At 49.8% G+C, this 24,448-nt stretch carries 23 protein-coding genes; 8 read left to right on the top strand and 15 right to left on the bottom strand.

Annotated elements, in window-relative coordinates; translation table 11 throughout:
* Positions 1-10: 10 nt before the first annotated feature.
* From aceE to lpdA, 3 genes are read left to right on the top strand one after another with little or no spacing between them, the layout of a single operon-like run.
* Positions 11-2,707 (top strand): pyruvate dehydrogenase (acetyl-transferring), homodimeric type, encoded by a 2,697-nt coding sequence (gene aceE, locus QUE65_RS05625; protein ID WP_286279958.1) that lies wholly within the window; start codon positions 11-13, stop codon positions 2,705-2,707.
* A gap of 7 nt (positions 2,708-2,714) precedes the next feature.
* Positions 2,715-4,058 carry a dihydrolipoyllysine-residue acetyltransferase gene (aceF, locus tag QUE65_RS05620; RefSeq protein ID WP_286279957.1) on the top strand — a complete coding sequence of 448 codons (1,344 nt, stop codon included), beginning with the start codon at positions 2,715-2,717 and terminating at the stop codon, positions 4,056-4,058.
* 9 nt (positions 4,059-4,067) lie between these two features.
* Positions 4,068-5,861, top strand: a complete 1,794-nt coding sequence (gene lpdA, locus QUE65_RS05615; RefSeq protein WP_286279954.1) for a dihydrolipoyl dehydrogenase — start codon at positions 4,068-4,070, stop codon at positions 5,859-5,861.
* A 75-nt stretch (positions 5,862-5,936) separates the two neighbouring features.
* Here the strand turns inward: lpdA and QUE65_RS05610 are convergent, their stop codons facing one another.
* On the bottom strand, positions 5,937-6,497 hold the full coding sequence (locus tag QUE65_RS05610; protein ID WP_286279953.1) for a phasin family protein: 561 nt from the start codon (positions 6,495-6,497) through the stop codon (positions 5,937-5,939).
* Positions 6,498-6,654: 157 nt separating this feature from the next.
* On the opposite strand from QUE65_RS05610, the gene QUE65_RS05605 reads away from it, so the two are divergent.
* The 3 genes from QUE65_RS05605 to QUE65_RS05595 are packed head-to-tail and all read left to right on the top strand — an operon-like array spanning position 6,655 to position 9,600.
* Entirely contained in the window at positions 6,655-7,578 is a 924-nt protein-coding gene (locus tag QUE65_RS05605; RefSeq protein WP_286279952.1) for a histone deacetylase family protein, read from the top strand.
* Complete coding sequence (locus tag QUE65_RS05600) at positions 7,575-8,459, top strand: DMT family transporter (protein WP_286279951.1); 885 nt, start codon at positions 7,575-7,577, stop codon at positions 8,457-8,459. Before QUE65_RS05605 ends, QUE65_RS05600 begins: the two co-directional genes overlap by 4 nt.
* Positions 8,460-8,502: 43 nt before the next feature.
* Positions 8,503-9,600 (top strand): serine hydrolase, encoded by a 1,098-nt coding sequence (locus QUE65_RS05595; RefSeq protein WP_286279950.1) that lies wholly within the window; start codon positions 8,503-8,505, stop codon positions 9,598-9,600.
* Positions 9,601-9,602: 2 nt separating this feature from the next.
* Here QUE65_RS05595 and QUE65_RS05590 read toward each other — a convergent pair whose 3' ends face one another.
* The 10 genes from QUE65_RS05590 to QUE65_RS05545 form a co-directional block, all read right to left on the bottom strand.
* Positions 9,603-10,403 carry an IclR family transcriptional regulator gene (locus QUE65_RS05590; RefSeq protein WP_286279937.1) on the bottom strand — a complete coding sequence of 267 codons (801 nt, stop codon included), beginning with the start codon at positions 10,401-10,403 and terminating at the stop codon, positions 9,603-9,605.
* A gap of 97 nt (positions 10,404-10,500) precedes the next feature.
* The gene (locus QUE65_RS05585; protein ID WP_286279935.1) at positions 10,501-11,529 is read right to left on the bottom strand and encodes a quinone-dependent dihydroorotate dehydrogenase; all 1,029 of its coding nucleotides are present in this window, start codon (positions 11,527-11,529) and stop codon (positions 10,501-10,503) included.
* A complete protein-coding gene (locus QUE65_RS05580; RefSeq protein ID WP_286279932.1) occupies positions 11,522-12,283 on the bottom strand; it encodes an arginyltransferase in 762 nt (253 codons plus the stop codon). The genes QUE65_RS05585 and QUE65_RS05580 overlap by 8 nt, the downstream gene beginning before the upstream one ends.
* Positions 12,280-13,017, bottom strand: a complete 738-nt coding sequence (gene aat, locus QUE65_RS05575; RefSeq protein ID WP_286279931.1) for a leucyl/phenylalanyl-tRNA--protein transferase — start codon at positions 13,015-13,017, stop codon at positions 12,280-12,282. The genes QUE65_RS05580 and aat overlap by 4 nt, the downstream gene beginning before the upstream one ends.
* Positions 13,018-13,032: 15 nt before the next feature.
* Positions 13,033-13,587 carry an NUDIX hydrolase gene (locus QUE65_RS05570; protein WP_286279929.1) on the bottom strand — a complete coding sequence of 185 codons (555 nt, stop codon included), beginning with the start codon at positions 13,585-13,587 and terminating at the stop codon, positions 13,033-13,035.
* Complete coding sequence (locus QUE65_RS05565) at positions 13,584-15,398, bottom strand: bifunctional chorismate-binding protein/class IV aminotransferase (protein ID WP_286279928.1); 1,815 nt, start codon at positions 15,396-15,398, stop codon at positions 13,584-13,586. Before QUE65_RS05565 ends, QUE65_RS05570 begins: the two co-directional genes overlap by 4 nt.
* Before the next feature lie 4 nt (positions 15,399-15,402).
* Entirely contained in the window at positions 15,403-15,978 is a 576-nt protein-coding gene (locus tag QUE65_RS05560; protein ID WP_286279927.1) for a peptidylprolyl isomerase, read from the bottom strand.
* A gap of 42 nt (positions 15,979-16,020) precedes the next feature.
* Complete coding sequence (locus tag QUE65_RS05555; protein WP_286279926.1) at positions 16,021-17,316, bottom strand: Y-family DNA polymerase; 1,296 nt, start codon at positions 17,314-17,316, stop codon at positions 16,021-16,023.
* Between the two features lie 7 nt (positions 17,317-17,323).
* Positions 17,324-17,770 (bottom strand): LexA family protein, encoded by a 447-nt coding sequence (locus QUE65_RS05550; protein WP_286279924.1) that lies wholly within the window; start codon positions 17,768-17,770, stop codon positions 17,324-17,326.
* Positions 17,771-17,827: 57 nt separating this feature from the next.
* The gene (locus QUE65_RS05545; protein ID WP_286282454.1) at positions 17,828-19,135 is read right to left on the bottom strand and encodes a replication-associated recombination protein A; all 1,308 of its coding nucleotides are present in this window, start codon (positions 19,133-19,135) and stop codon (positions 17,828-17,830) included.
* A 75-nt stretch (positions 19,136-19,210) separates the two neighbouring features.
* Between QUE65_RS05545 and QUE65_RS05540 the strand changes: the two genes are divergently transcribed.
* Positions 19,211-19,759: a TIGR00645 family protein gene (locus QUE65_RS05540; RefSeq protein ID WP_286279922.1), complete on the top strand. Its 549-nt coding sequence runs from the start codon at positions 19,211-19,213 to the stop codon at positions 19,757-19,759.
* On the opposite strand, the gene QUE65_RS05535 is transcribed toward QUE65_RS05540, so the two are convergent.
* The 4 genes from QUE65_RS05535 to QUE65_RS05520 are packed head-to-tail and all read right to left on the bottom strand — an operon-like array spanning position 19,760 to position 23,079.
* Positions 19,760-20,254: a DUF3429 domain-containing protein gene (locus QUE65_RS05535; RefSeq protein WP_286279920.1), complete on the bottom strand. Its 495-nt coding sequence runs from the start codon at positions 20,252-20,254 to the stop codon at positions 19,760-19,762. It lies immediately after the preceding gene.
* Positions 20,235-21,092 carry a 3-hydroxybutyryl-CoA dehydrogenase gene (locus QUE65_RS05530; RefSeq protein WP_286279918.1) on the bottom strand — a complete coding sequence of 286 codons (858 nt, stop codon included), beginning with the start codon at positions 21,090-21,092 and terminating at the stop codon, positions 20,235-20,237. The genes QUE65_RS05535 and QUE65_RS05530 overlap by 20 nt, the downstream gene beginning before the upstream one ends.
* Positions 21,089-21,805, bottom strand: coding sequence for a glutathione binding-like protein (locus QUE65_RS05525; protein ID WP_286282452.1), 717 nt, complete (start codon positions 21,803-21,805; stop codon positions 21,089-21,091). The genes QUE65_RS05530 and QUE65_RS05525 overlap by 4 nt, the downstream gene beginning before the upstream one ends.
* A gap of 35 nt (positions 21,806-21,840) precedes the next feature.
* On the bottom strand, positions 21,841-23,079 hold the full coding sequence (locus QUE65_RS05520; RefSeq protein WP_286279916.1) for a methionine aminotransferase: 1,239 nt from the start codon (positions 23,077-23,079) through the stop codon (positions 21,841-21,843).
* 48 nt (positions 23,080-23,127) lie between these two features.
* Between QUE65_RS05520 and QUE65_RS05515 the strand changes: the two genes are divergently transcribed.
* Positions 23,128-24,402, top strand: coding sequence for a SulP family inorganic anion transporter (locus tag QUE65_RS05515; RefSeq protein WP_286279915.1), 1,275 nt, complete (start codon positions 23,128-23,130; stop codon positions 24,400-24,402).
* The last annotated feature ends 46 nt before the right edge of the window (positions 24,403-24,448 follow it).

Genomic DNA, 24,448 nt, shown 5'->3' with positions numbered 1-24,448 from the left:
GAGGCAAACCATGGCAGCTGTACCCGAGCAAGTGGCAGGTCAAATGAATCAATTGGATGCGGATCCAGTGGAAACCAAAGAGTGGTTAGAGGCACTCGATGGTGTGATCAAACACGAAGGCACCGACCGTGCCGCGTATCTGATCGATCAACAAATTGCGCATGCGCGTGTGAATGGTGTTGATCAACCATTTCATGCCGAGACGCCTTATATCAATACGATTCCAGTAGAGATCCAAGCGCGGATCCCAGGCGATCAAAATATCGAGCATCGGATTCGATCGTTTACACGATGGAATGCCATGGCGATGGTATTGCGGGCTAATAAAGACACCAACGTAGGAGGACACATCTCCTCCTTCCAATCTGCGGCCACTTTGTACGATGTTGGATACAACCATTTTTGGCACGCACCGTCCGCACAGCATGGCGGCGATCTTATTTTTGTACAAGGACACTCGGCACCTGGCGTATATGCCCGTGCTTATATGTTGGGTCGTTTAAGTGACGAGCAACTCAATAACTTCCGCCAAGAGGTGGATGGCAAAGGTATCTCAAGCTACCCTCATCCTTGGTTGATGCCAGACTTTTGGCAGTTCCCCACGGTATCGATGGGTCTCGGTCCCATTATGGCCATCTATCAAGCACGCTTTATGCGGTATCTCGAGGATCGTGGTTTTGCCAAGACCGAAGGGCGCAAAGTGTGGGCCTTCTTAGGCGATGGTGAAACCGATGAGCCTGAGTCGCTTGGTGCGATCGGCATGGCGGGTCGCGAGAAACTCGATAACCTCATCTTTGTTGTGAACTGCAATCTGCAGCGCTTAGATGGTCCCGTTCGTGGTAATGGCAAGATTATTCAGGAGCTTGAAAGCGAGTTCCGAGGTGCTGGCTGGAATGTCATCAAAGTGGTGTGGGGCGGTCATTGGGACGCGCTCTTTGCGCGCGATAAGAACGGCATCCTGATGCAGCGCTTGGGTGAGATTGTGGATGGTGAGTACCAGACCATGAAAGCTAAAAATGGTGCCTACGTGCGTGAGAAGGTATTTAACACCCCAGAACTTAAAGCCTTGGTTGCTGATTGGAGCGATGAGGATATCTGGAACCTTAATCGCGGAGGCCATGATCCCCATAAAGTATTTGCCGCATTTCAATCGGCGGTGAACCATCGCGGTCAACCCACCGTAATCCTTGCAAAGACAATTAAAGGCTATGGGATGGGCGGGTCGGGTGAGGGCATGAACATTGCTCACCAGGCCAAGAAAATGAGTCACGATGACGTCGTACGTTTTAGGGATCGCTTTGAGATTCCAGTGAGTGACGATCAATTGGCCGATATGCCCTTTGTGAAGTTTCCAGAGGGCAGTCCTGAGCTGGAATACATGCGGGCGCGGCGTATGGAGCTTGGTGGCTATTTGCCACAACGCCGAGCAAAAGCCGAGAGTTTGCCAGTTCCTGCGTTAGATGCATTTACCCCACTATTAGAGGCAACTGCTGAAGGGCGTGAGATCTCAACCACGATGGCCTTTGTGCGTCTACTCAATACGGTTGTGCGCGACAAGACCATTGGTCGCCGGGTTGTGCCGATCGTGCCAGACGAGTCGCGGACCTTTGGTATGGAGGGCATGTTCCGCCAACTTGGTATTTGGAATCAACTGGGACAGCTCTACACCCCAGAAGATCATGATCAGTTGATGTTCTACAAAGAAGATAAGGCAGGACAAATTCTGCAAGAAGGCATCAACGAAGCGGGTGGCATGTGCGACTGGATCGCAGCCGCAACATCGTATTCCACGCATGGCGTACCGATGCTACCGTTTTACATCTTCTATTCGATGTTTGGCTTCCAACGCATTGGTGATTTGGCATGGGCTGCTGGCGATATGCGCAGTCGCGGATTCCTCCTGGGCGGCACTGCGGGTCGCACCACACTCAATGGTGAGGGCTTGCAACACGAAGATGGTCATAGTCAGATCTGGGCGGCAGCCGTTCCGAACTGCGTGAGCTATGACCCAACCTTTGCCTTTGAGTTGGCGGTTGTGATTCAGGATGGTATGCGTCGCATGCTGACCGACCAAGAGGATGTTTATTACTACATCACCTTAATGAATGAGAACTATGCCCATCCAGCGATGCCCAAGGGTGTGGAGCAAGACATTATTAAGGGGATGTACAAGTTGCAATCGATGGGCGATGCAAAAAATCCATTGCGCGTTCAACTACTCGGTAGTGGCACCATCTTCCGCGAAGTGATTGCTGCCGCAGAGCTGCTAAACCAAGATTGGGGCATCGCTTCCGATCTGTGGGGCTGCCCTAGCATGAATGAGCTTGGACGGGATTGGAATGAAACCAATCGCAGTAATTTACTGAACCCAACAGCTTCTCCTAAGCTATCGCATGTCGAGCGTCTACTAAAAGATAGTCAGGGCCCAGTCATTGCTGCAACCGATTACATGCGCTTGTTTGCAGAGCAAATTCGTCCGGCGATTCAGAACCTCGGCCGTCGTTATGAAGTGCTAGGTACCGATGGCTTTGGTCGCTCCGATACCCGCGAGCAACTCCGGCACTTTTTTGAGGTGGATCGTCGCTGGGTCACGGTTACTGCACTAAAGGCCTTGGCCGATGATGGGAAGATTGATCGCAGCAAGGTTGCGCAAGCGATTAGTAAGTACCAAATTGATCCGAATAAACCCAACCCCATGAAGATGTAAGGCCATCATGAGTCAATTACTTGAAATCAAGGTTCCTGACATCGGGGACTACCAAGATGTGCCTGTGATTGAGGTGCATATCAAACCAGGTGATCGCGTTGAGAAAGAGCAGTCCCTCATTACGCTGGAGTCCGATAAGGCCACCATGGATGTGCCATCTTCGCATGCAGGGATCGTGAAAGAGGTTAAGGTCAAGGTCGGAGATAGCATCTCGGAGGGCGGCTTAGTTCTTCTCCTGGAGCCAAGCGATGCGAGCGCATCCGCTGCATCAAGCGCACCAGTTCCTCCAACTCCAGCCCCACAGGCCGCACCTGCTACGCCAGTACAAAAAACAGTGGCTCCTCCTGCAGCACCCATGCCGGCCCCAGCAGTGGTGTCAGCCCCAACCTCAACTCCAGCCCCAGCGCGCGCTGAGCCGGCGAGTTCGATTGATGGTGCAAGCCACGCGAGTCCATCGGTTCGTAAATTCGCTCGTGAGTTGGGTGTCACGATCGCGCAAGTCAAAGGAACAGGACCCAAAGGGCGCATTTCTCAAGAGGATGTACAGGCCTTCGTTAAATCCGTCATGAGCGGTGCGAGCGCACCCGCTAATCAAAACTCGGGCGGTAGTTTGGGTGGACTTAATCTTCTTCCATGGCCTAAGGTCGACTTCAGTAAGTTTGGCGAGACTGAGCGTCAACCACTCTCTCGCATCAAAAAACTTTCTGCTGCCAATCTCGCACGCAACTGGGTGATGATTCCGGCGGTAACGTATCACGAGGATGCCGATATTACTGACCTCGAAGCATTTAGAGTTCAGACCAATAAGGAAAATGAGAAGCAAGGCAGCAAGATTACGATGCTTGCCTTTTTAATCAAAGCATCCGTTGCCGCATTAAAGAAGTACCCCGAGTTCAATGCCTCACTCGATGGCGATGATCTGGTCCTCAAGAAATATTTTCATATTGCCTTTGCAGCCGATACCCCGAACGGTTTAGTGGTTCCGGTGATTCGTAATGCCGATCAAAAAGGGATTTTCGAAATCGCCAAAGAAACTGCGGAACTCGCAGCGCTTGCGCGTGAGGGCAAATTAAAGCCTGAGCAAATGCAAGGAGCCAGTTTTACGATTTCATCATTGGGTGGAATTGGTGGTACGTACTTTGCTCCCATCATTAATGCTCCTGAGGTAGCGATTTTGGGCGTTAGTAAAGCTGCCATGAAACCGGTTTGGGATGGCAAAGAATTTGTCCCGCGCTTAATTTGTCCTCTGTCGCTCACCGCAGACCATCGGGTGATTGATGGCGCATTGGCCACGCGATTTAATGTCTATATTTCGCAGTTACTCGCCGACTTCCGTCGTGCTGTTTTGTAGGAGAGGGTGATGAGTCAGCATGCGATCGTAGTCCCTGATATCGGCGATTACTCCGATGTCCCAGTTATTGAAGTGTTGGTGAAGGTTGGTGATGCCATTGAAAAAGAGCAACCGCTCATTGTTCTCGAGTCCGATAAAGCGACGATGGAGGTTCCTGCCGATCAAGCGGGTATCGTCACTAGTCTTACGATTAAAGTAGGCGACAAAGTAAGCAAGGGTTCTGTGATTGGGCAGCTCGAGGTATCTGCTGCGGCTTCAGCCTTAACTCCCGCCGTAGCTTCCAGTCCTGCGATTACAAAATCACCCACACCACCGCCAGTAGCACCTGCAGCTATTCCGGTTCCAGCAGGTGCGTATCAGGGCAAGGTGCAGCATGAATGCGAGGTACTCGTCTTGGGGGCAGGGCCCGGCGGCTACAGTGCGGCATTTCGTAGCGCTGATCTTGGTGCAAACGTTATTCTGGTGGAGCGTTATCCAACCCTAGGCGGTGTTTGTCTGAATGTCGGTTGCATTCCATCAAAAGCCCTTTTACATACTGCAGCCGTGATGGATGAAGTCAAACACATGGCCAAGCACGGTATTGAATTTGCTCCTCCGAAAATTAATCTTGATCAATTGCGTCAACACAAAGAGGGCGTCATTGCGAAGTTAACTGGTGGCCTAGCGGGTATGGCTAAGATGCGCAAGGTTAATGTGGTGCGCGGTTTGGGGCGTTTTTTGGATGCGCATCATCTTGAAGTTAATCTGTGCACAGGTAGCGGACAGGATCTCTCGGGTCAGAAAGAAGTCATTCGTTTTCAGAGAGCCATTATTGCGGCTGGCAGCCAACCGATTGCTTTGCCATTTATGCCCAAGGACCCCCGCGTGGTCGATAGTACTGGTGCATTATTACTACAGAGTATTCCAAAGCGCATGCTCGTGATTGGTGGCGGCATCATTGGCTTAGAGATGGCTACAGTCTATAGCGCACTCGGTTCACGCATCGATATTGTGGAGATGATGGATGGCTTGATGGCCGGGGCCGATCGCGATCTTGAGCGCGTTTGGGAAAAGATGAACGCCCATCGCTTTGATCGCATTATGCTTAAAACCCGTGCGGTTCGTGCAGAAGCCAAGCCGGATGGTATCGAAGTGTTTTTTGAAGGTGAGAAAGCACCCGATGGCCCGCAGCAATACGACCTCGTCTTAGTTGCAGTAGGGCGCACACCAAATGGTAAGAAGATTGATGCAAGTGCTGCCGGAGTGCAAGTTGATGAACGCGGATTTATTCCGGTCGATGCCCAAATGCGAACCAATGTAGCCAATATCTTTGCGATTGGCGACATCGTTGGTCAACCGATGCTAGCGCATAAGGCCGTGCATGAAGGTCATGTTGCAGCCGAAGCAGCGGCTGGTCAGAAGTCCTATTTTGATGCCAAGCAAATTCCGTCGGTGGCCTATACCGATCCGGAAGTCGCGTGGGCAGGGCTTACCGAAGAACAATGTAAGGCACAAGGCATTGCCTATGAGAAAGGCTTATTTCCATGGGCGGCTAGCGGACGAGCCATTGCGAACGGTCGCGATGAAGGCTTTACCAAATTACTCTTTGATGCCAACACCCATCGCATTATTGGCGGAGGAATTGTGGGTACCAATGCAGGCGATCTGATTGGTGAAGTGTGTTTAGCCATCGAGATGGGAGCTGACTCGGTTGACATTGGTAAGACCATTCATCCTCATCCAACTCTTGGTGAATCGGTGGGCTTAGCCGCCGAGGCCCATCATGGATCGTGTACCGATTTACCGCCCGTTAAGAAAAAGTAGTCAAGTGGTTTAGAAGCTTTAGTGCCAATAAGAAACCCCGCCGCAGCGGGGTTTTAATCTCAGACGTTCTATAAATTACTCAGACGATTTCTTAGAAGCCTTCGCTGCTTTGGTAGCGGCTTTGGTAACGGTATCTGCCGCATTTTGCATATTGGCTTGGGCAACTTCCATTGCGTGCTTAATGGCCTTTTGGCTGGTCTCATAGCTATTGTTAGCTGCAGCAATCGCTTGCTTCATCATTTGCACGGCAGCATCGGAGCCAGCAGGTGCATTTTTGGTCCACTCATCGACCATCGATTGCAGTTTTTTCTGGTTAGCCGCGAGCTCTGCTTCTGCAGTCTTGGTAAACGCTTGCGAACTATCTTGTGCAATCTCGTACAGATCACGACCATAGCTCATCATGCGCTCAGCCATTGGCTGAATCATTTGAGCTTGCTGGGCAATGAGTTGTTGTACGTCGCGAACCTCTAGTGCTTTCTTGGCGTTGCTCATGCTCTCGCTCAAGCTACTCTTAGCGATTTGCATGTTGAGCTCAACGAGCTTCTCAACGCTTTTGAGGGCTTGGTTGGTAAGACCGGCGAGGGTCTCGAGGTTGGCCTTCTGGGCCGCTGCAATTTGTTCAGGGGTTAAGTTCATGGTGGACTCCTTTAGTTATATAGGGGAGACTATTTTTAGTCATCTTAAGCTCAATTATAGAAGATATTATGTTGCATTGCAACAATGAATATTTCCGGTATGTAAGATATAAATAATCAAATATAATCAATAACTTAAACAATCAACATGAGAAATCTTGAAAGCCTTCTATAGCGATCACTTTGTGCTGCCGTTGCCCACCGGACACCGGTTTCCGATGGCCAAGTACAAGATGCTGCGTGATTTAGTCCTTGGACTGCCAAATGTCCAATTGCATGAGGCTCCTCGGGCTAGCGATACGGAACTCCTTCTGGCGCATGACGCTTCATACGTCCAGCGGGTGATTAGTGGAACTCTCAGTGAGGCAGAGCAGAAAGCGATTGGTTTTCCGTGGTCCGAGAAAATGGTCGAGCGCTCTCGTCGTTCGGTGGGCGCTACGATTGCGGCATGCCAATCCGCCCTCAAAGAGGGTGTGGCCGTTAATCTAGCAGGCGGTACCCATCACGCCTACCGAAACAAGGGATCTGGCTTTTGTGTTTTTAATGATGCCGCGATTGCAGCGCGTGTTTTACTGAAAAGTCCGATTGGTCTCCAAAAAATTGGTATTTTGGATCTGGATGTGCACCAAGGTGATGGCACGGCTGCGATTTTGCAAAACGATGCAGCAATTTGCACGGTCTCGATCCATGGGGAGAAAAACTACCCCTTTGCAAAGGCGAGTAGCGATCTAGATATTGCTCTAGCCGATGGTAGTAGTGACACCATCTATTTAGAGGCCCTTGAAGAGGCTCTCTGTTTTCTATCCAAACAAGGAATTCAGTTTCTGATTTACTTAGCAGGTGCCGATCCCTTCGAAGGCGATCGTTTAGGTCGGCTAACACTAACGAGCGAGGGATTAGCGTTGCGCGATCAACGCGTCATGGCATTTGTGAAAGAGAAGGGCATCCCGATTGCCATTGCGATGGCTGGTGGGTATGCCAATCCCATTGAGGATACGGTACGGATCCATTATCAAACCATACAGATTGCGTGTGCGCATCAGCATACAATAGGCGTTTCCAAGCCTTTGTCCACTTCATGAAGTCAGCCACCTCGATTGAGGCATTTGCCGCACCTTTATTTGTCTTTATCTGGAGTACAGGCTTCATCATTGCGCGCTTTGGAATGCCGTATATGGAGCCAGCCACATTTTTATTTCTGCGCTTTACTGGCGTACTGATGGTGATGGGCGTCATCATTTTGTTTTGGAAACCCATCTGGCCTAATCGTTCCCAGACCGGTCACATTGCAGTGGCTGGGGCGCTCTTGCAATTCGGGTACGTCATGGGAGTGTGGAGTGCAGTGCGTTTGGGCATGACCGCTGGACTGATCGCATTGATTGTGGGCTTGCAGCCTATCTTGACCGCATGGAGCGCATCATGGGTATCTGAGCGCGTCAATTATCGTCAATGGCTTGGCTTGATATTGGGCATTGGTGGAGTTGCGTTAGTGGTTGCCGAGAAAACCAGCTTTTTGGATATTCCAATGAGTGCTTATGGTTTTGCGATTGCCGCGCTATTTGCCATTACCTTTGGCACGCTTTATCAAAAAAAGTTCTGTCCTGATTTTGATCTTCGGGCAGGGTCGATGATTCAGTTTTCAATCTCGACCGTTTTGTGTTTAATCGTTGCTTTGCTGTTTGAGACCCGCCAGATCGTCTGGAATGCGCCAGTGATTGGCGCCTTACTGTGGGGTATTTTGCCAACCTCGATTGGTGCAATTAGTTTGTTGTTTATCTTGATCCGCAAAGGTGCCGCCACCAAAGTAACCAGCCTTTTGTATTTGACGCCCCCAACCACAGCCCTGATGGCCTGGATTTTGTTCGATGAGCCCTTGACGCTCATGATGCTAGCTGGACTATTGCTCACCATGACCGCGGTGATTTTGGTCAACTACCAAGGAAAAGTGGGCGCTCAACGCTAATCCAGTTATCATTACACAACTGAACTGTGTTCTAGGATTTACGTTGAGATTGATTCAAGCGGTCATTTATTCAGTAACTCATTCTTTGCCTGCCTTGCAGACAAGGGTTCGATACCCCCTCCAGATTCTTCTCCTTGGCATTTTTAGCTTCACTCTCGGTATCGCCGAGCCGGCTCTTGCCCAGTCCTCTACTGGAACGCAGACGAACAAACCCAAACAGAGCGCCCAAGGAAATAAATCCACCGCAGCTCAAAAACCAAAGTCTTCGAATTCAAAACAGGTCCGCACCACGGTTAATCGTCCCAAGAATCCTGCGCAGGCCGCTGCTCGTCCATCGTTTGCGACGGCGATGGGGTTGCGTAACCAGCCCGATGACCTCAATCTCAAGTCGAGCGTGGCCATGGTGGTGGACCAGCATTCGAAAGAAATTCTTTTTGAGAAAAACCCTGATGTCAGTTTGCCAATTGCGTCCATTACAAAGCTCATGACTGCCATGGTGGTGCTTGACTCCAATGCGCCGCTTGATGAGGTGCTAACTATTACGCAAGAGGATGTGAAGATTTATTCAAAGTCCCGCTTAAGTCTGGGTGCCAAGTTAACGCGCGAAGAAGCGCTGCTATTAGCACTCATGTCCTCCGAGAATCGCGCCTCCTATTTATTAGCCCGTAATTATCCTGGTGGGGCAAAGGCTTTTGTCGAGGCCATGAACCATAAGGCGTATTCGTTGGGAATGACAAACTCCAGCTTTACTGATCCAACCGGTCTATTGGCCACCAATGTATCGACTGCTGAGGACTTAGCCAGAATGCTGGTTGCGTCTTATAACTACAAATTGATTCGGGAGTTCTCGGTCTGGCCTGATACCACCTTGGTGATTAATAAACGCCCGCAGGTGTTCTTAAATACCAACCGTCTTGTGCGCGCTGGTGATATGGAAATTGGTTTACAGAAAACCGGATTCATCAGTGCCGCAGGTAAGTGCTTGGTGATGCAAGCGAAAGTTAATGGCTTGCCATTGCTGCTGGTTTTCTTGGACTCCGTTGGAACCCAATCACGATTTGCTGATGCGGTGCGCGTACGTGATTGGATTGAGAGCTATCAGCCTGGTGAGCCCAAGCCGATTCGCCGGCTCACCATGTAAGGTTAATCTTTTTTAGGGCTTGGTTTATAGCCCAAACCTTTGGAAATCTGCAGCGCTGTTTCTTGTAAAGCTTTAAGCCAATCGGGTTGCATGCGATCGGTTGGGGAGCTTAGCGATAAACCCGCAACCAATTTGCCAGTGTCATCCAAAATTCCGGCAGCGAGGCAACTCACTCCGAGTTCAAGCTCTTCGTTATCGCGCGAATGACCTACGTGTCGAACACTCCCAAGCTCGCTCTCAAGCTTGGCTAATTGGGTAATGCTATTGCGCGTGTGTCCAGCAAGACCGGTGCGTGTTGCATAAGCACGAACTTGATTGGGATCGTCGACGGCTAAGAATAATTTACCCACGGAGGTGAGGTGCAAGGGGGCACGGCCACCAATTGCTCGGACCACTTGCATTCCAGAGCGCTCACTGTAAGCGCGGTCGACATACACAATTTCATCGCCTTGGCGAACTGAAAGGTTAACCGTCTCTCCAGTCAGCTTATGAAGCGCTCGCATTGGCAATTGGGCGGCTTCTCGAACCGACAATCGCTCTTTAACCAAGTTGCCAAGCTCCAAGAGTCGTAAGCCTAATCGATACGTCCCTCCATCACCTCGCTCTACCAGGCGGCAAGCAACCATATCATTAAGAATGCGATGGGCCGTAGAAGGGTGCAACTCTGTTTTTTGAGAGAGCAATTTGAGACTACTGGCTTCTTCTTGATCGGCTAAACAATCAAGCAGGTTCATCATGCGCTCAACGACCTGAATCGCTGTCTTGCCGACTTCACCTGAGTTTTTGTTTGCCTTGCTATCCATATCGATGATTGTAGCCAGTTTTTACAGCATTGCGTATTGTGAAATCTAATGGTAAATCAACATGGGCAATTCAACAACTGCTGTATTAATGATTTGCTTAGGGAAAGGCGCGAACACAATCCGCAATTAGTTTAGGACCTTGGTAAATAAGTCCCGTGTAGATTTGCACCAAACTGGCGCCGGCATCGAGTTTTTGTTTGACGTTCTCGCCTGAAAGAATGCCTCCAACCCCAATGATGGGAATACGATTATGGAGCGCTTGAAATAAATCATGAATGGTTTGATTAGAGCGCGCTAAGACGGGAGATCCCGAGAGGCCGCCAGCTTCGTGACCATGTTCAAGCCCCTCAACGCCCGCACGAGCAATGGTGGTGTTGGTGGCGATCACCGCATCGATACCAAATTCAATTAAGAGATCGGCAATCAACTTGAGATCTGCCGGTTCAAGATCGGGTGCAATTTTCAGAAAAATTGGCTTGCGTACGCTAAATTGTTGACTTAAGTCCTCACGTGTTTGACAAAGTGCTTGCAACAATTGGCGCAGCATCACTTCACCTTGAAGGTCGCGCAAGTTTTTAGTGTTCGGTGATGAGATATTGGCTGTGATGTAGCTCGCTATGGGATAAACCTTACGCATACCGATGACGTAATCATTGGCAGCGTTCTCGATCGGCGTACTTGCATTCTTCCCAATATTAAGACCAATGACACCGCCTTCTTGATAAAACCGTGAACGCTTAACGCGTTCAATACAGGCATCAACACCATCGTTATTAAAGCCCATCCGATTAATTAGGGCGTGTGCACTGGGTAGACGAAACATGCGCGGCTTGGGATTGCCTGGTTGTGGCAGTGGCGTAACTGTCCCGATTTCTAAAAATCCAAAGCCAAGGCTTGCGAGTGCGTCGATGTGTTTTCCATCTTTATCTAAGCCGGCAGCCAAACCTACTGGATTACGAAATCGCAATCCACAAAGTTCAATGGGCTTGATGATCGGTTTACCCACCAAGGTTTTAAGAAGACCGCAGCGCTCTAGGCGATCGAGTTGTGCAAATGAAAAATCATGCGCCTCCTCGGGGTCAAGCGAAAACAATAGGGGGCGAACAAGCGGGTAGGTATTAATCATCAGTACGCTGATGCGGCAACAAGCGTTGCCACTGATCGTTGATCAATCCTTCGAGCGGTTGAAATTTAATCTTGTACGACATTTTAGGGCTTTGTGCGATGTAGTAACCCAAATATAAATAGGGCAGACCCAATTGCTGAACCTGATCAATCTGCCAGAGGACACTGTAGGTGCCATAGCTCGAGCTGACTTGAGTGGAATCGTAAAAGGTATAGACCGATGAGATCCCTTGCTCCAATACATCAATCATGCTCACCATACGCAAACGACCGGGATGTGGATCGTGTGGTCCATCCCGAAACTCCACCATGCGCGAGTTAACCCGGCTTTGCAATAAGAACTGGGTGTATTGCTCTTGGTTGTCATGCTCCATCAAACTTGAATGATGACGGGTTGATTGATACTGTTGATAGAGTTGATAGTGCTCGTCGGTGAAGGCAAGACTCAAGACCTGAGTTTGTAATCCAGCGTGTTTTTGCCAAGCGCGGCGTTGACTGCGATTGGGGGTAAAGGAAGCGACCGGAATGCGCGTTGCGATGCAGGCTTTGCAATGATCGCAATAAGGTCGATAGGTGTATGAGCCACTGCGACGAAACCCTGCATTGACTAAATTGCTATAGACGTCAGCGCCAATTGAGTGGGTGGGTGTAGCCACTTGCGAGCGTGCAATTTGCTTCGGAATGTAGCTGCACGGATAGGGCGCCGTGGCATAAAACTGAATTGCTGTAATCGGTAACTCATGAACACGGCTCATTGCAGGTATCTCTCAAGAATGAACTTATCCATTACCCATTTTCCTTGGATCGGAGCGTGAATAGCGCATGCCACATGCTGCAAAAACTCAGAGCGGCCAATTGGCATCGCACCCAAGGAGCGAAGGTGGGCAGTTTCTTGTTGGCAATCAATTAAGGTCACCCTGTGATCGTAGCACCATGCGCATAAAGCTGCCAAAGCCAGCTTCGAGGAGTCACGTACCTTTGAAAACATGGACTCACCAAATACCATCCCGCCAAAGGAGACGCAATATAGCCCGCCAATAGCCTGTTGGTTTTGTTCCAAAGTGATGCAATGGGCATGACCCTGCTCATGCAATGCCGTGTAGGCGTCCATAATTTCATGGGTAATCCAGGTGCCGTCTTGGCCCGGACGTTCAGTGGTAGCGCAGGCACGCATCACCCCTGAAAAATCATGGTCAACCCGCAAGGTCAAGCTCGGGTCATCGAGGGTAGATCGAATTGTTTTGCGCAATGACTGACTAATTTTGAGATTCGCGGGATTGAGCGTCATGCGAGGATCAGGCGACCACCACAACACTGGCTGATGATCGGAATACCAGGGAAAAATTCCGCTTCGATAAGCGCGCTCTAGCTGCCCTGAATAAATCCGTTCACTGACTGCCAACAGACCCGGCACTTCTGGGTCCGGATCCGATTGGGATCGTGGATCGGGGAATGGATCGTTTGGGCCAAGCCACGGGATCGTACTCATACTAGACGATCTGATTTACTCAATGCGTTCACTGGGCAAAATATCGCGAGAGCGTGTTCGGATGTGATGAAAGCCGCCCGCATGCAGATCCTCAAAATACCATTGCAAGGTCTGCTTTACTGTCGGGAAGGCAAGCTCAGACCAAGGGATCTGCGCCTCAGTAAATAGACCTACTTCCAAGCTCTCTGTACCCGCTTCAAAGTGGGGTGTGCGCATGTGTGCCAAATAGAAGAGGTGGACTTGCTCGACATGCGCCACATTGAGCAGTGAAAACAAGGGGCCAATATCCACGAGAGCACCAGCCTCCTCAAGGGTCTCGCGCGCGGCGCCGTGTTCGGTACTCTCGCCGACCTCTAAGAAGCCTGCTGGCAGAGTCCAATAACCATGCCGTGGGGCAATGGCGCGTCGACACAAAAGAATTTGGTTCTCCCAAATGGGAATGGTGCCAACGACATTGCGCGGATTGCGGTAGTGAATCTCACCGCATTGCTCGCAGACATGACGCATGCGCGTATCGTCAGGCGGTATTTGCAGGCGGACATTGGAGCCGCATGAGGAGCAGTAGTTCATAAATGAGCCGGAATCATTCCACGCAAAGCATTGCACAGCATTATTTCATTAGCGCTCATAACCTGGTTAATAGTCAGGTTCGCCTCGCGGGCATTCATAGTCGGATCCGCCAAGATCGCCGAACGCATGACACCGGGTAACACCCCAGCCGAAAGGGGCGGTGTGAGCCAAGGACCTTTGGGCTCCTCGCGAACAAATACGCTGGTGCGCCCACCTTCAGTGACGTGCTCATGCTCGTTGATAAAGAGGGCATCAAAGCCACCGAGCGCCACTGCCTTATGCCAGGCGGCATCGTAGATCGTGCGCGCGGTGACCTTATGACGCAATAAGGGGTTATGCGACTGCATGGTGAGCTGTTGCGGTGTGTAATCGTCTTGCAAAATTGCATGGGCCCAAAATAATTTGACGGGTCCATGAAGCATCTCGATTTGTGAATGGGATAGCGACAGTTGACCCGTTGCACTTAAATCAACACGGACACGATGGATGCAATCCTGCGCTAAATCCGTTGTGGCTGCCTGCACCAGATCTAGCAATGCATCGTAATCAAATTGAATTCCTAAAGCGTGGGCAGAGCTTGATAGGCGCTCGAGGTGCCTTGACCAGTTTGCAACTCTACTAAGGTCCTTACCCGGATTAAAACGAATGGTTTCAAAAATCCCCACACCACTTGGTAAGTTTGTTAAAAACGCCGCCTTCAGTTGGCACTCTTGGTATTCCGTATTCGCATCCGAATCCATCGTGATGCCTGCACCAACACCCAAGATAAAAGCGGATGAACCTGCTTGCGGGTGCTGATCCATTTGTAGCGTACGGATTGGCACGCTCATGGCAAAGTCGCCGTTTGGATCAAACCAACCCAAGGCTCCGCAATACCAACCGCGTGGTTGATCTTCCAGGGCTTGAATAATCTCCATACTCCGTCTTTTAGGAGCCCCAGTTACCGAGCCACATGGGAACACCGCCCGCAGTACATCTTCAATTCGAAGATCAGGTAACGACCTTGCTTCTACGGTTGATGTCATTTGCAGGACCTGACCATGTTGCTTGACCTCAAAAAGTGCAGGAACATGGACCGATCCCGTTTGCGCAATACGCCCAAGATCGTTACGCAGAAGATCGACAATCATGACGTTCTCGGCTCGGTTTTTTGGATCGTCGGCCAACTCCTTCGCATGGGCTTGAGTAGCGTCGGCCGTACCTTTCATGGGTTCTGCAATCAGGGTATCGCCAGAGCGTCGAATAAAGAGTTCGGGGGATTGCGATAAGACCGCCTGATGACCATCTTCAATGAATGCGCCATAGCGACCTGGCTGCCGCTCTCGTAAGCGCGCATACAGTGCAAGGGGTGAGCCATAGGCTTTTCCATACACTCGATAGGAGTGATTAATTTGATAGGTATCGCCCGCCTCAATCCATGCATGAATGCGCGCGATATCCTCAGTAAAACGCATTGGGTTGATTGAGTCGTGCCGATCGAGGATGCCACTGGGTACTGACTCAATCGCTAAGCGTTCATGCAAAAATGCATCAACTGCCTCTTTGGATAATTTGCTGACTTCATTAAAGGACCATGCTCTCAATAAAGGCAGGGGCTCTGGGTGTTTGCAGCTTATTCCTTGCCAGTAATAACCGAGTTCGTAGGCAAAGAGTGCAACAACATAATGGCCTTGGCGCAAGGCCGCTTCAATACCATTAAAACAGGCATCTAACTCACAAAATCGATTGGCATGCCATTGCTCTTGGACGTGTTGATAGAGTCGGCTAGTCGGCTGCTCCCGACTACTCTCAACATCGTCTAACAATAGCATTGACTTATTTGAGGATGGTGACCGACTCAATAACAACGGAGGTGTTAGGTACATCAGCCATCCGGCCGCGCGGGGTTGAGGCAACACCGGTTGGCACTTGTTTGATCTTATCGATGGTTTGTGTTCCTGAAATTACTTTTCCAAAGACCGTGTAGCCATTACCCATTGCATTTGGAAAGTCTAAGCCGGGGTTGTCTTTGACATTAATATAAAACTGCGCAGTTGCTGAATCGGGATCTGAGGTTCTTGCCATAGCAATGGTGTAGATCTGATTCTTTAAACCATTTTGCGCTTCGGAGACCACAGGTGGCTGCGTTGGTTTTTGTACCAAATCAGTAGTAAAGCCGCCACCTTGAACCATAAAACCATTAATAACGCGATGGAATACAGTACCGTTATAAAAACCACTCTTTACATACCCCAAAAAATTATTGACGGTCTTGGGGGCCTTATCGGAGTCAAGATCGACGACGAAGTTACCAAGGTTGGTCTTAAATTCCACTTTAGGTCCTGCGTACGAAAAGCCTGAGAGGGCAGTGATACTAACTGCAAGACCAAGCGAGAGCCAAAATTTGCGCATCGTATTTCCTTTAATTGCAATGGTTATGGATGCTTCATTGTATTAGCGATTCGCGCATGCTTGGGCAAGTTCATTCCAGGCTGTGGTGTAGTTAGGACTACGTTGTGAAGAGCGCATGGTCCACTGTGGGCGTAAGCCAGCGGCTGCGAGGCGCAGGGTGTTGGAACCATATTCGTGATTAAGCCGATCCATCACCTGCATGAGTTGGGAGGAACGCTCGCGTTGTGGTGCATGACAAAAAAGATCACCCTGATCATGCCCGGCTGGATGCAGATCGAAGAGCATTACCCCCGCTTTCTTGTATGCAAAGCCAGGACGGTAAATGTGTTCAATGCCTGCGCTGGCGTGTTTGGCCAATACGCGGGTGTCATCCGTACTCATCAATAGGGGGATGGTGATACTTTTGGCATATTGGGGATGATGGGGCGCAAATGGATTGGTGCGTAGATAAACGAGGAGGTGTGAGCACCACGAACCTTGCTGGCGTAATTTCTCAGCTGCACGTGTGACATAACTTACTACCGCTTGGCGCAACTCATCGAGTTGATGAACAGGCTTACCAAAACTTTTACTCGAGATAATTTGGTGTTTACGAACCGCCTGGTGCTCTTCGGTGTCTTCTAAAGTAAGGCAACTCACCCCGTTGAGCTCATGCACGGTACGCTCAAGCACAACACCAAAGCGTTTACGAATCAAACTCGTTTGTGCATATTTCAGATCGCATACGCTACGCATACCAAATTGCTCGAGTTGGATTTTTAGGCGACGACCCACCCCCCATACTTCACCAATATCGATATCGGCCATCAAAGCATCGGCCTCAAGGCGATTGCAATGTGACCAGCTAAATACGCCTTGATAATGCAAACGTTTCTTAGCAATGTGATTGGCTAATTTGGCCAAGGTCTTGCTATGACCAATCCCAACGCAGGTCGGCAATCCTAAATATTGCTTAATGCGTTTACGCATTCGGTGGGCATGCGCTACCAAATCATTTGGAATGCCTGTTAGGTCAAGAAAGCATTCATCAATCGAATAAATTTCTTGATGGGGGGTAAATTCGCTTAAGAGGGCCATTAGGCGCGCGCTCATATCGCCATATAAGGTGTAGTTGGAGCTTAGCCAAATTAAGCCGTGCGAGTGCATCAGATGTTTGGCTTCAAAGAAGGGGGCTCCCATCCGAATTCCGAGTGCGCGGGCTTCTTGGCTACGGGCAACGATGCAACCATCATTGTTTGATAAAACTACAACGGGCTTGCCCTCGAAGCGAGGATTGAATACGCGCTCGCACGAGACATAAAAATTATTGCCATCTACTAGAGCAAAGACAGGGCGCATAGGCAATCTACACCTTATGGATTACGTGGGCCACAACCCCCCAAATTTGCAACTCTTGTCCCTGACGAATCTCGATGGCGGGGTAGTTGGGATTATCAGCGCAGAGCAAAATCTTGCCGCGTTGTTGATGTAAGCGTTTGACAGTGAGCTCTCCATCGAGCGCTGCAATGACCACCCGACCATGACTGGGTTCAAGCGAGCGATCTACCACCAATAAGTCACCATCATGAATACCCGCCCCAATCATTGAGTCGCCCTTGACTCGTAAGAAAAAAGTGGCCTCTGGATGCAAGACCAGGTGTTCATTGAGATCAAGGCGTTTGTCGTAATGATCGGCTGCTGGTGACGGAAATCCAGCAGGCGCACGTCCGGCAATCAGAGGTCGATAACACGATTCGCGCCGGATGGGGGTGAGGCACGAGGACGGCAGAGGGGGTAAATGAATCGATTTCATATACTGTATATTTATACAGTATATCGTAGTTTTATTCGTTCAGAAACGGCTGATGCGTCAGCTTTGATTGGCTTGATCATCCAAGCCACGCAAGAAAGCCATGCGCTCCGCAATCTTACTTTCTAGGCCACGCTCAACTGGCTCATACCAGCGCGGCTCCACCATACCCTCAGGTAGGTAGGATTCTCCAGCAGCATACGCGTGGGGCTCATCATGCGCGTAGCGATAGGCATGACCATGCCCTAGGTCTTTCATGAGTTGGGTTGGCGCATTACGCAAGTGCACCGGCACTTCACGACTGCGATCAGTGGCAACAAAAGCGCGAGCCGCATTAAATGCTTGGTAGCTCGCATTGCTCTTGGGCGCAACGGCTAGATAAACCACGGCTTGCCCTAGCGCCAGTTCGCCCTCGGGGGATCCCAAGCGCTCATAGGTTTGCGCGGCATCATTGGCAAGTTGCATCGCGCGCGGATCTGCTAGACCAATATCTTCCCACGCCATCCGAATAATCCGACGTGCAAGATAGCGGGGATCGGCACCGCCATCGAGCATTCGGCACAACCAATAGAGCGCGGCATCCGGATGCGAACCACGGACTGATTTATGTAAGGCCGAGATCTGGTCATAAAACTGATCACCACCCTTATCAAAGCGCCGCGTATTGAGATTGAGGGTGTTCTCAATCCGAGCTCGATCCACCGAAGTGATTCCCTGGGTACGTACAGTTTGTTGCAATTGCTCGACCAAGTTGATTAAGCGCCGTGCATCGCCATCGGCGTAGGTCACGATGGTAGTGATGGCATCGTCACTCAATGCAATGGTGGGCAAGGCATGCGCGCACGCACGCGTTACAAGTTGTTTTAACTCATCGTTGGTGAGTGACTTGAGAACATAAACTTGAGCACGTGAGAGAAGGGCAGCATTAACCTCGAACGAGGGGTTCTCGGTGGTTGCGCCAATCACAGTGAAAAGACCAGATTCCATATGCGGCAGCAGCGCATCTTGTTGACTCTTATTAAACCGATGAATCTCATCAACAAATAGGATGGTTTGCCGACCAAATTGAGCCATGTCGTGGTGTGCCTGTTCAATGGCCTCTCGGATTTCTTTAACACCGGCAAGGACTGCTGAGATCGCGATGAAAGAGTGACGAAAGGCTTGTGCGGATAATCTGGCGATGGTAGTTTTACCAACTCCAGGCGGTCCCCACAAAATCATCGAATGCGGTTGACCGCTTTCAAAGGCTAAGCGCAATGGTTTACCAGGCCCTAATAGATGCGCCTGTCCAATCACTTCATCGATTTGTTTGGGACGCAAGGCCTCGGCCAATGGTGCAATGGGTTTGGTGTCAAAGAGGCCGGGCATCATCTTCCTATTCTCGCACTTTTGTTGGTTGTTATAAGGTCATGACCATGACATAAAGTCCGCTAAAATGATGCTATGAACGAAGATAAAGAATTCGCATTTGAAAAGAAGTTACGTCCTTTGCCACGTTGGATATTTATGTCCCGCTGGCTACAAGCCCCCTTATATATCGGACTCATTGTTGCGCAAGGCGTTTATGTCTGGCAGTTTTGGATGGAGCTCGCGCATTTAATCTCGATGATGAGGGACAAAGACCTCACTGAGACTGCCTTGATGTTGGTTGTATTGGGATTAATCGATGTGGTCATGATCTCTAATCTTTTGGTGATGGTGATTGTGGGTGGTTGGGAAACCTTCGTATCGCGCCTTGATTTACAAAATCATCCCGATGAGCCTGAATGGCTCTCCCATGTTAATGCGGGCGTCTTGAAGGTCAAATTAGCAACCGCGATTATTGGCATTTCCTCGATTCATTTATTGAAGACTTTTATCAATGCTTCTGCCTACGATGAGAAAACACTGATCTGGCAAACCTTGATCCACGTGACCTTTGTGTTGTCGGCTATTTCGATTGCCTACACCGAGAAGATTATTGCCAGCACCTATCACAAGAAGCACGAGTAACTAGGCGTTGCGGACCAAGCTAGTTAGGCCCGCCCATATCAAACAAAGTGCTGCCACGACTGTTAAATGCCTGCGCATCCTTAGAAAGGCACTCGCGGCGTCTGGGCTTGTAAAGTAATAATGGTAGGTGTTTTGATCAATCACGCGCTGAACGACTAGGGTTGCTGCGAGCAGTAAAAGCGCAAGTGGAATAAAGATATGAATCGCCAACCAAGCAATCAGTGCTGGCATGACTCCCCAAATCCAAACGCTATGATCAAGCCAGCGATTGTGGGTTGACTCACTAAGCGTCTTAAAACAAGCCCCCCAGTGCAGGGCACCCAAAAACGAGACGATCACTGCACCATATGCCACGAGTGACTCGAGGGCAATGAGGTCATTGGGACTGTCGGCGAGCTGAACCATGAAGGCTAGACCAATAAACGGCATGAGGCCGGCGTATCCGAGGATCCGCACAATGGTTGGCAAGGGCATCTCACTTTTTGTCGTAGGCATACACTCCGCGTCCAGTCTTGCGTCCTAGATGTCCTTTGGCAACCAAATCAATCAGGTATGGCGATGGACGATATTTATCGTCCTTAAATTCTTTGTGATACACCTCCATAATGGCTAGGCAAGTATCTAAACCAATTAGATCAGCCAATGCCAGTGGACCGATGGGGTGATTGCACCCAAGTTTCATGCCGGTATCAATATCTTCTGGGCTGGCAATCCCCTCGTGCAAGACAAAGAAAGCTTCATTAATCATCGGTAGAAGGATGCGATTGACCACAAAGCCAGGTGAGCTTTGTACCGTAATGGGTTCCTTGCCCATGCGCGTGGCCATTGCCAGCACGGCCTTGAGGGTCTCGGGACTGGTTTGCTTACCCATAATGACCTCGATGAGGGCCATTAGGGGTGGGGGATTAAAAAAATGAATCCCAATAAAACGCTCTGGTCGTGAGTTGCGTGAACCCAGATGCGTAATCGAGATGGATGAAGTATTGCTGGCAATGATCGTATCGTTACTCACCACCTGATCGACTTGCTGCAAGATCGATTCTTTGATGGCTTGATTCTCTGTGGCGGCCTCAATGACTAAAGAGACTTGAGCCAGATCAGCGTAATGTGTCGTTGTTTTAATCCGCGCCAATGTTTGGGATTTTTGCTCCGCATTTATCACTTCTTTTTTAATCAGGCGATCAAGGCTATTACTTAGTGCTGCCAAACCTTTCTCGAGTGCCGCATCGCTAACATCAAGTAACACGACATCATATCCAGCGCTCGCAGCCACTTGTGCAATGCCATTACCCATTGTGCCAGCGCCAATAATTCCAATGGAGGTGATGGTCATTTTGATACCTTCCTGCGTTGATATTGAGTTGCACCAAATAACTGCTCTTTTTCTTTCGAATCCATCTCGGGCTTACGTAAGGTGGTCAGTACCTCAACTCCGCGCTGCACGGCAGGTCGCGCACCAATCATCTCAAACCAACGTTTGAAGTTCGGGTAGTCGTTAAGGTCCATACCTTGCTTGTCCCAACGACGAGTCCATGGAAAGATCGCAATATCGGCGATGGTGTATTCATTTCCAACGATGAACGGATATTTCTTTAAACGCTCATCCAAAACACCATACAAACGCTTGGCCTCATTGGTATAACGCTCGATTGCGTAATCAATTTTTTGAGGCGCATACAAACGGAAATGGTGATTTTGACCGAGCATCGGACCCAGACCACCCATTTGGAACATCAGCCATTCCATCGTCTCATATTTACCGCGAATCGATTTGGGTAAAAAGCGTCCTGTTTTGTTAGCCAGGTAGAGCAAGATGGCGCCGGATTCAAATAGATGGATTGGTTTGCCATCGGGTCCATCCGGATCAACGATAGCTGGAATCTTATTATTGGGACTGATTTTCAGAAAGGCTGGCTTGAACTGATCCCCCTTACCAATATCAATTGGAATGGCGCGCCAATCGCGATCTAAGCGATAGCCGCATTCTTCCAGCATGATATGGATCTTATGGCCATTGGGAGTGGCCCAACTGTATACATCAATCATGGATTTTTTCATCATGGCTCTCTTGTTTGTAATGATTATGACGCTAAGGCCTGCAAGCGATGTAGCGCGGTCTTGAGCGTTGACTCTTGCTTGGCAAAACAGAAACGGATGACACCCGATTCGGTTTGATTGGCATAAAAAGCCGAGTTTGGAATCGCTGCAACCCCTAACTCCGTGGTTAACCAGCGGCAAAATTCGGCCTCTGAAAGGCTTGCTTCCTTACGCGGTAAGGCGGTGTAATCAACGCATTGAAAGTAACTTCCTGCGCAGGGTAGTAACTTAAAGGGGGTGCTAGCGAGACCCGCCCGGAAATAATCCCGCTTGGTTTGGTAAAACTCGGGAAGACCAAGGTAATGCTTGGGGTTTTGCAGGTAGTGGGCAATGCCATATTGCATCGGTGTGTTGACGGAAAACACATTAAATTGATGCACCTTTCGGTATCCATGCATCAGTGCAGCCGGTGCAGCAATAAATGCCAATTTCCATCCAGTGACATGAAAGGTCTTCCCAAAACTTGAGACCAAGAAACTACGCTCTGCCAATGCTGCATGGCGCGCAATGCTCTCGTGCGGTTTGCCATCAAAAACCATGTGCTCATATACCTCATCACTGAGTATCAAGATCGAGGTATCTTTGACCAACGAATACAAACGCTCTAAATCGGCAGCACTCCAAATACTAGCCGTGGGGTTATGTGGCGTGTTAGTTAGGATTAATCGGGTCTTTGGAGTAATCGCATTTGCGAGCGCTGCCCATGGCAAGGCATACGAATCGACGAGCCCATCACCATCGCGCACAATCTCCATGGCAATCGGTATGGCCTTGCCACCCGCTAATTGAATGGCTGGTAAGTAACTATCAAAGGCAGGTTCAATCACAATGACTTCTTCATTGGGACCGACACAAGCAGCAATTGCGGTAAAGATTGCTTGGGTTGCTCCCGCAGTTACTGTAATTTCAGAATGCGGATCGTAGTGATGGCCATAAAGGGTTGCAATCTTTTGTGCAAGCGCTTGGCGAAGTTCAGCAATGCCTGGCATTGGTGCGTATTGGTTATGACCCAAATTCATGGCGTGATTGACGGCATCGAGTAGGGCTGGATCGCACGGAAAATCCGGAAATCCTTGACCGAGGTTAATGGCTTGGTGCTCAGCTGCCAATGCTGACATGGTGGTGAAGATGGTGGTACCAACGTGTGGCAGTTTAGAGGCAAACCAGCCTTCGGATGCAAGACTATCGCTAGAATGATGAGTTTGGAGAAGCGGTGATGGCATGACTAAATTGTGCCACGCTGACTCTAAGTACTTAGGATCATTTATAAATTGCGGTTCTCTTTTCCTTTTGCCCGTTGGTTACCCGAATATCAGCAGCCGGGCGTGGTGCGCGCGGATCTCCTCGCTGGATTAACGGGCGCGATCGTGGTCTTGCCCCAAGGAATTGCATTTGCTCTGCTAGCCGGCATGCCCCCGCATTATGGTTTGTATGCTGCGATGGTCCCATGCATCATTGCTGCACTATTTGGGTCAAGCCGCCTGATGGTGACCGGGCCGGCCAATGCGATCTCGCTCACCACCATGGCTTTGATTGCACCGCTAGCGATTCCGGAGAGCGAGCATTATGTGGTGTTGGTACTCACGCTTAGTTTTCTGATTGGTGTGATTCAGATTGCATTGGGTTTGGGTGGAGCAGGGAAGTGGGTTGAGAAGGTGCCGCACTCCGTGATTGTGGGATTTACTGCAGGCGCTGCCGTACTCATTATTAATAGTCAAGTTGGAACCTTATTGGGTATCGAGATTGCACGGGGTACGAATGTGCTTGAGACCATCAAGCAAACGAGTACCGCGATTTATCAGGGCCAGTGGCGACCGCAAGTATTGACCTTGGTGCTGATCACCTTAGTCACCATGCGTTTATGGAAACCACTCAATCGTTGGATACCAGCCATGCTCGTTGCGGTAATTGTTGGTAGCATCGCCTTAGTGGTTCTTGAGCGCTACGTCGCCGAATTTGCTGGGATCCGTAAAGTGAGTGCAATACCTGGCGCGTTGCCTCCGCTTTCCTATCCGGTCCTGTCATTGGAGCATCTGCAGCTCTTGTTTGGGCCCGTTTTAGTCATGACCTTGCTGGCCTCCACGGAAGCCATGGCAATCGCGCGCGCATTAGCGCTTAAACGCAATGACGCGTTTGATGCAAATCAGGAGTTCATTGGGCAAGGGCTTGCGAATGTGGGTGGCTCGTTCTTTTCAGCGTATCCATCGAGTGGATCATTTAATCGTTCGGGTGTTAATTTGGCAGCCAACGCTCAAACTCCACTTGCAGCGATTTGTGCAGCAGTTTTTCTATTAGTCATCTTGATCTTTGTTTCGCCTTTAGCGGAGTATCTGCCTTACGCCGTGATTGCTGCTTTACTATTGGCGGTCGCATGGAACCTGATTGATCTTGGGCAGATTCGACACGAATTTCGTTCAGGAGCTCACGAATGGATACCGATGGTGATTACTGGCGTTGGCACCGTAACCATCTCCTTGGAGTGGGCCGTTTTAGCTGGTATTTGCAGCGCCGCGATAGCAAAGCGCATTCATGGGTCTGCAAAATAATCCAAGGTGACTAGAATAGGGTGTTAAGCACTATTGAACGAGCCAC

Origin of the sequence: Polynucleobacter sp. HIN8, assembly GCF_030297615.1 — a bacterium.
In the GTDB taxonomy this organism is placed as follows: Bacteria; Pseudomonadota; Gammaproteobacteria; order Burkholderiales; family Burkholderiaceae; genus Polynucleobacter.
Note: the sequence above shows the minus strand (reverse complement) of the source record. Positions and strands in the feature narration are given on the sequence as shown.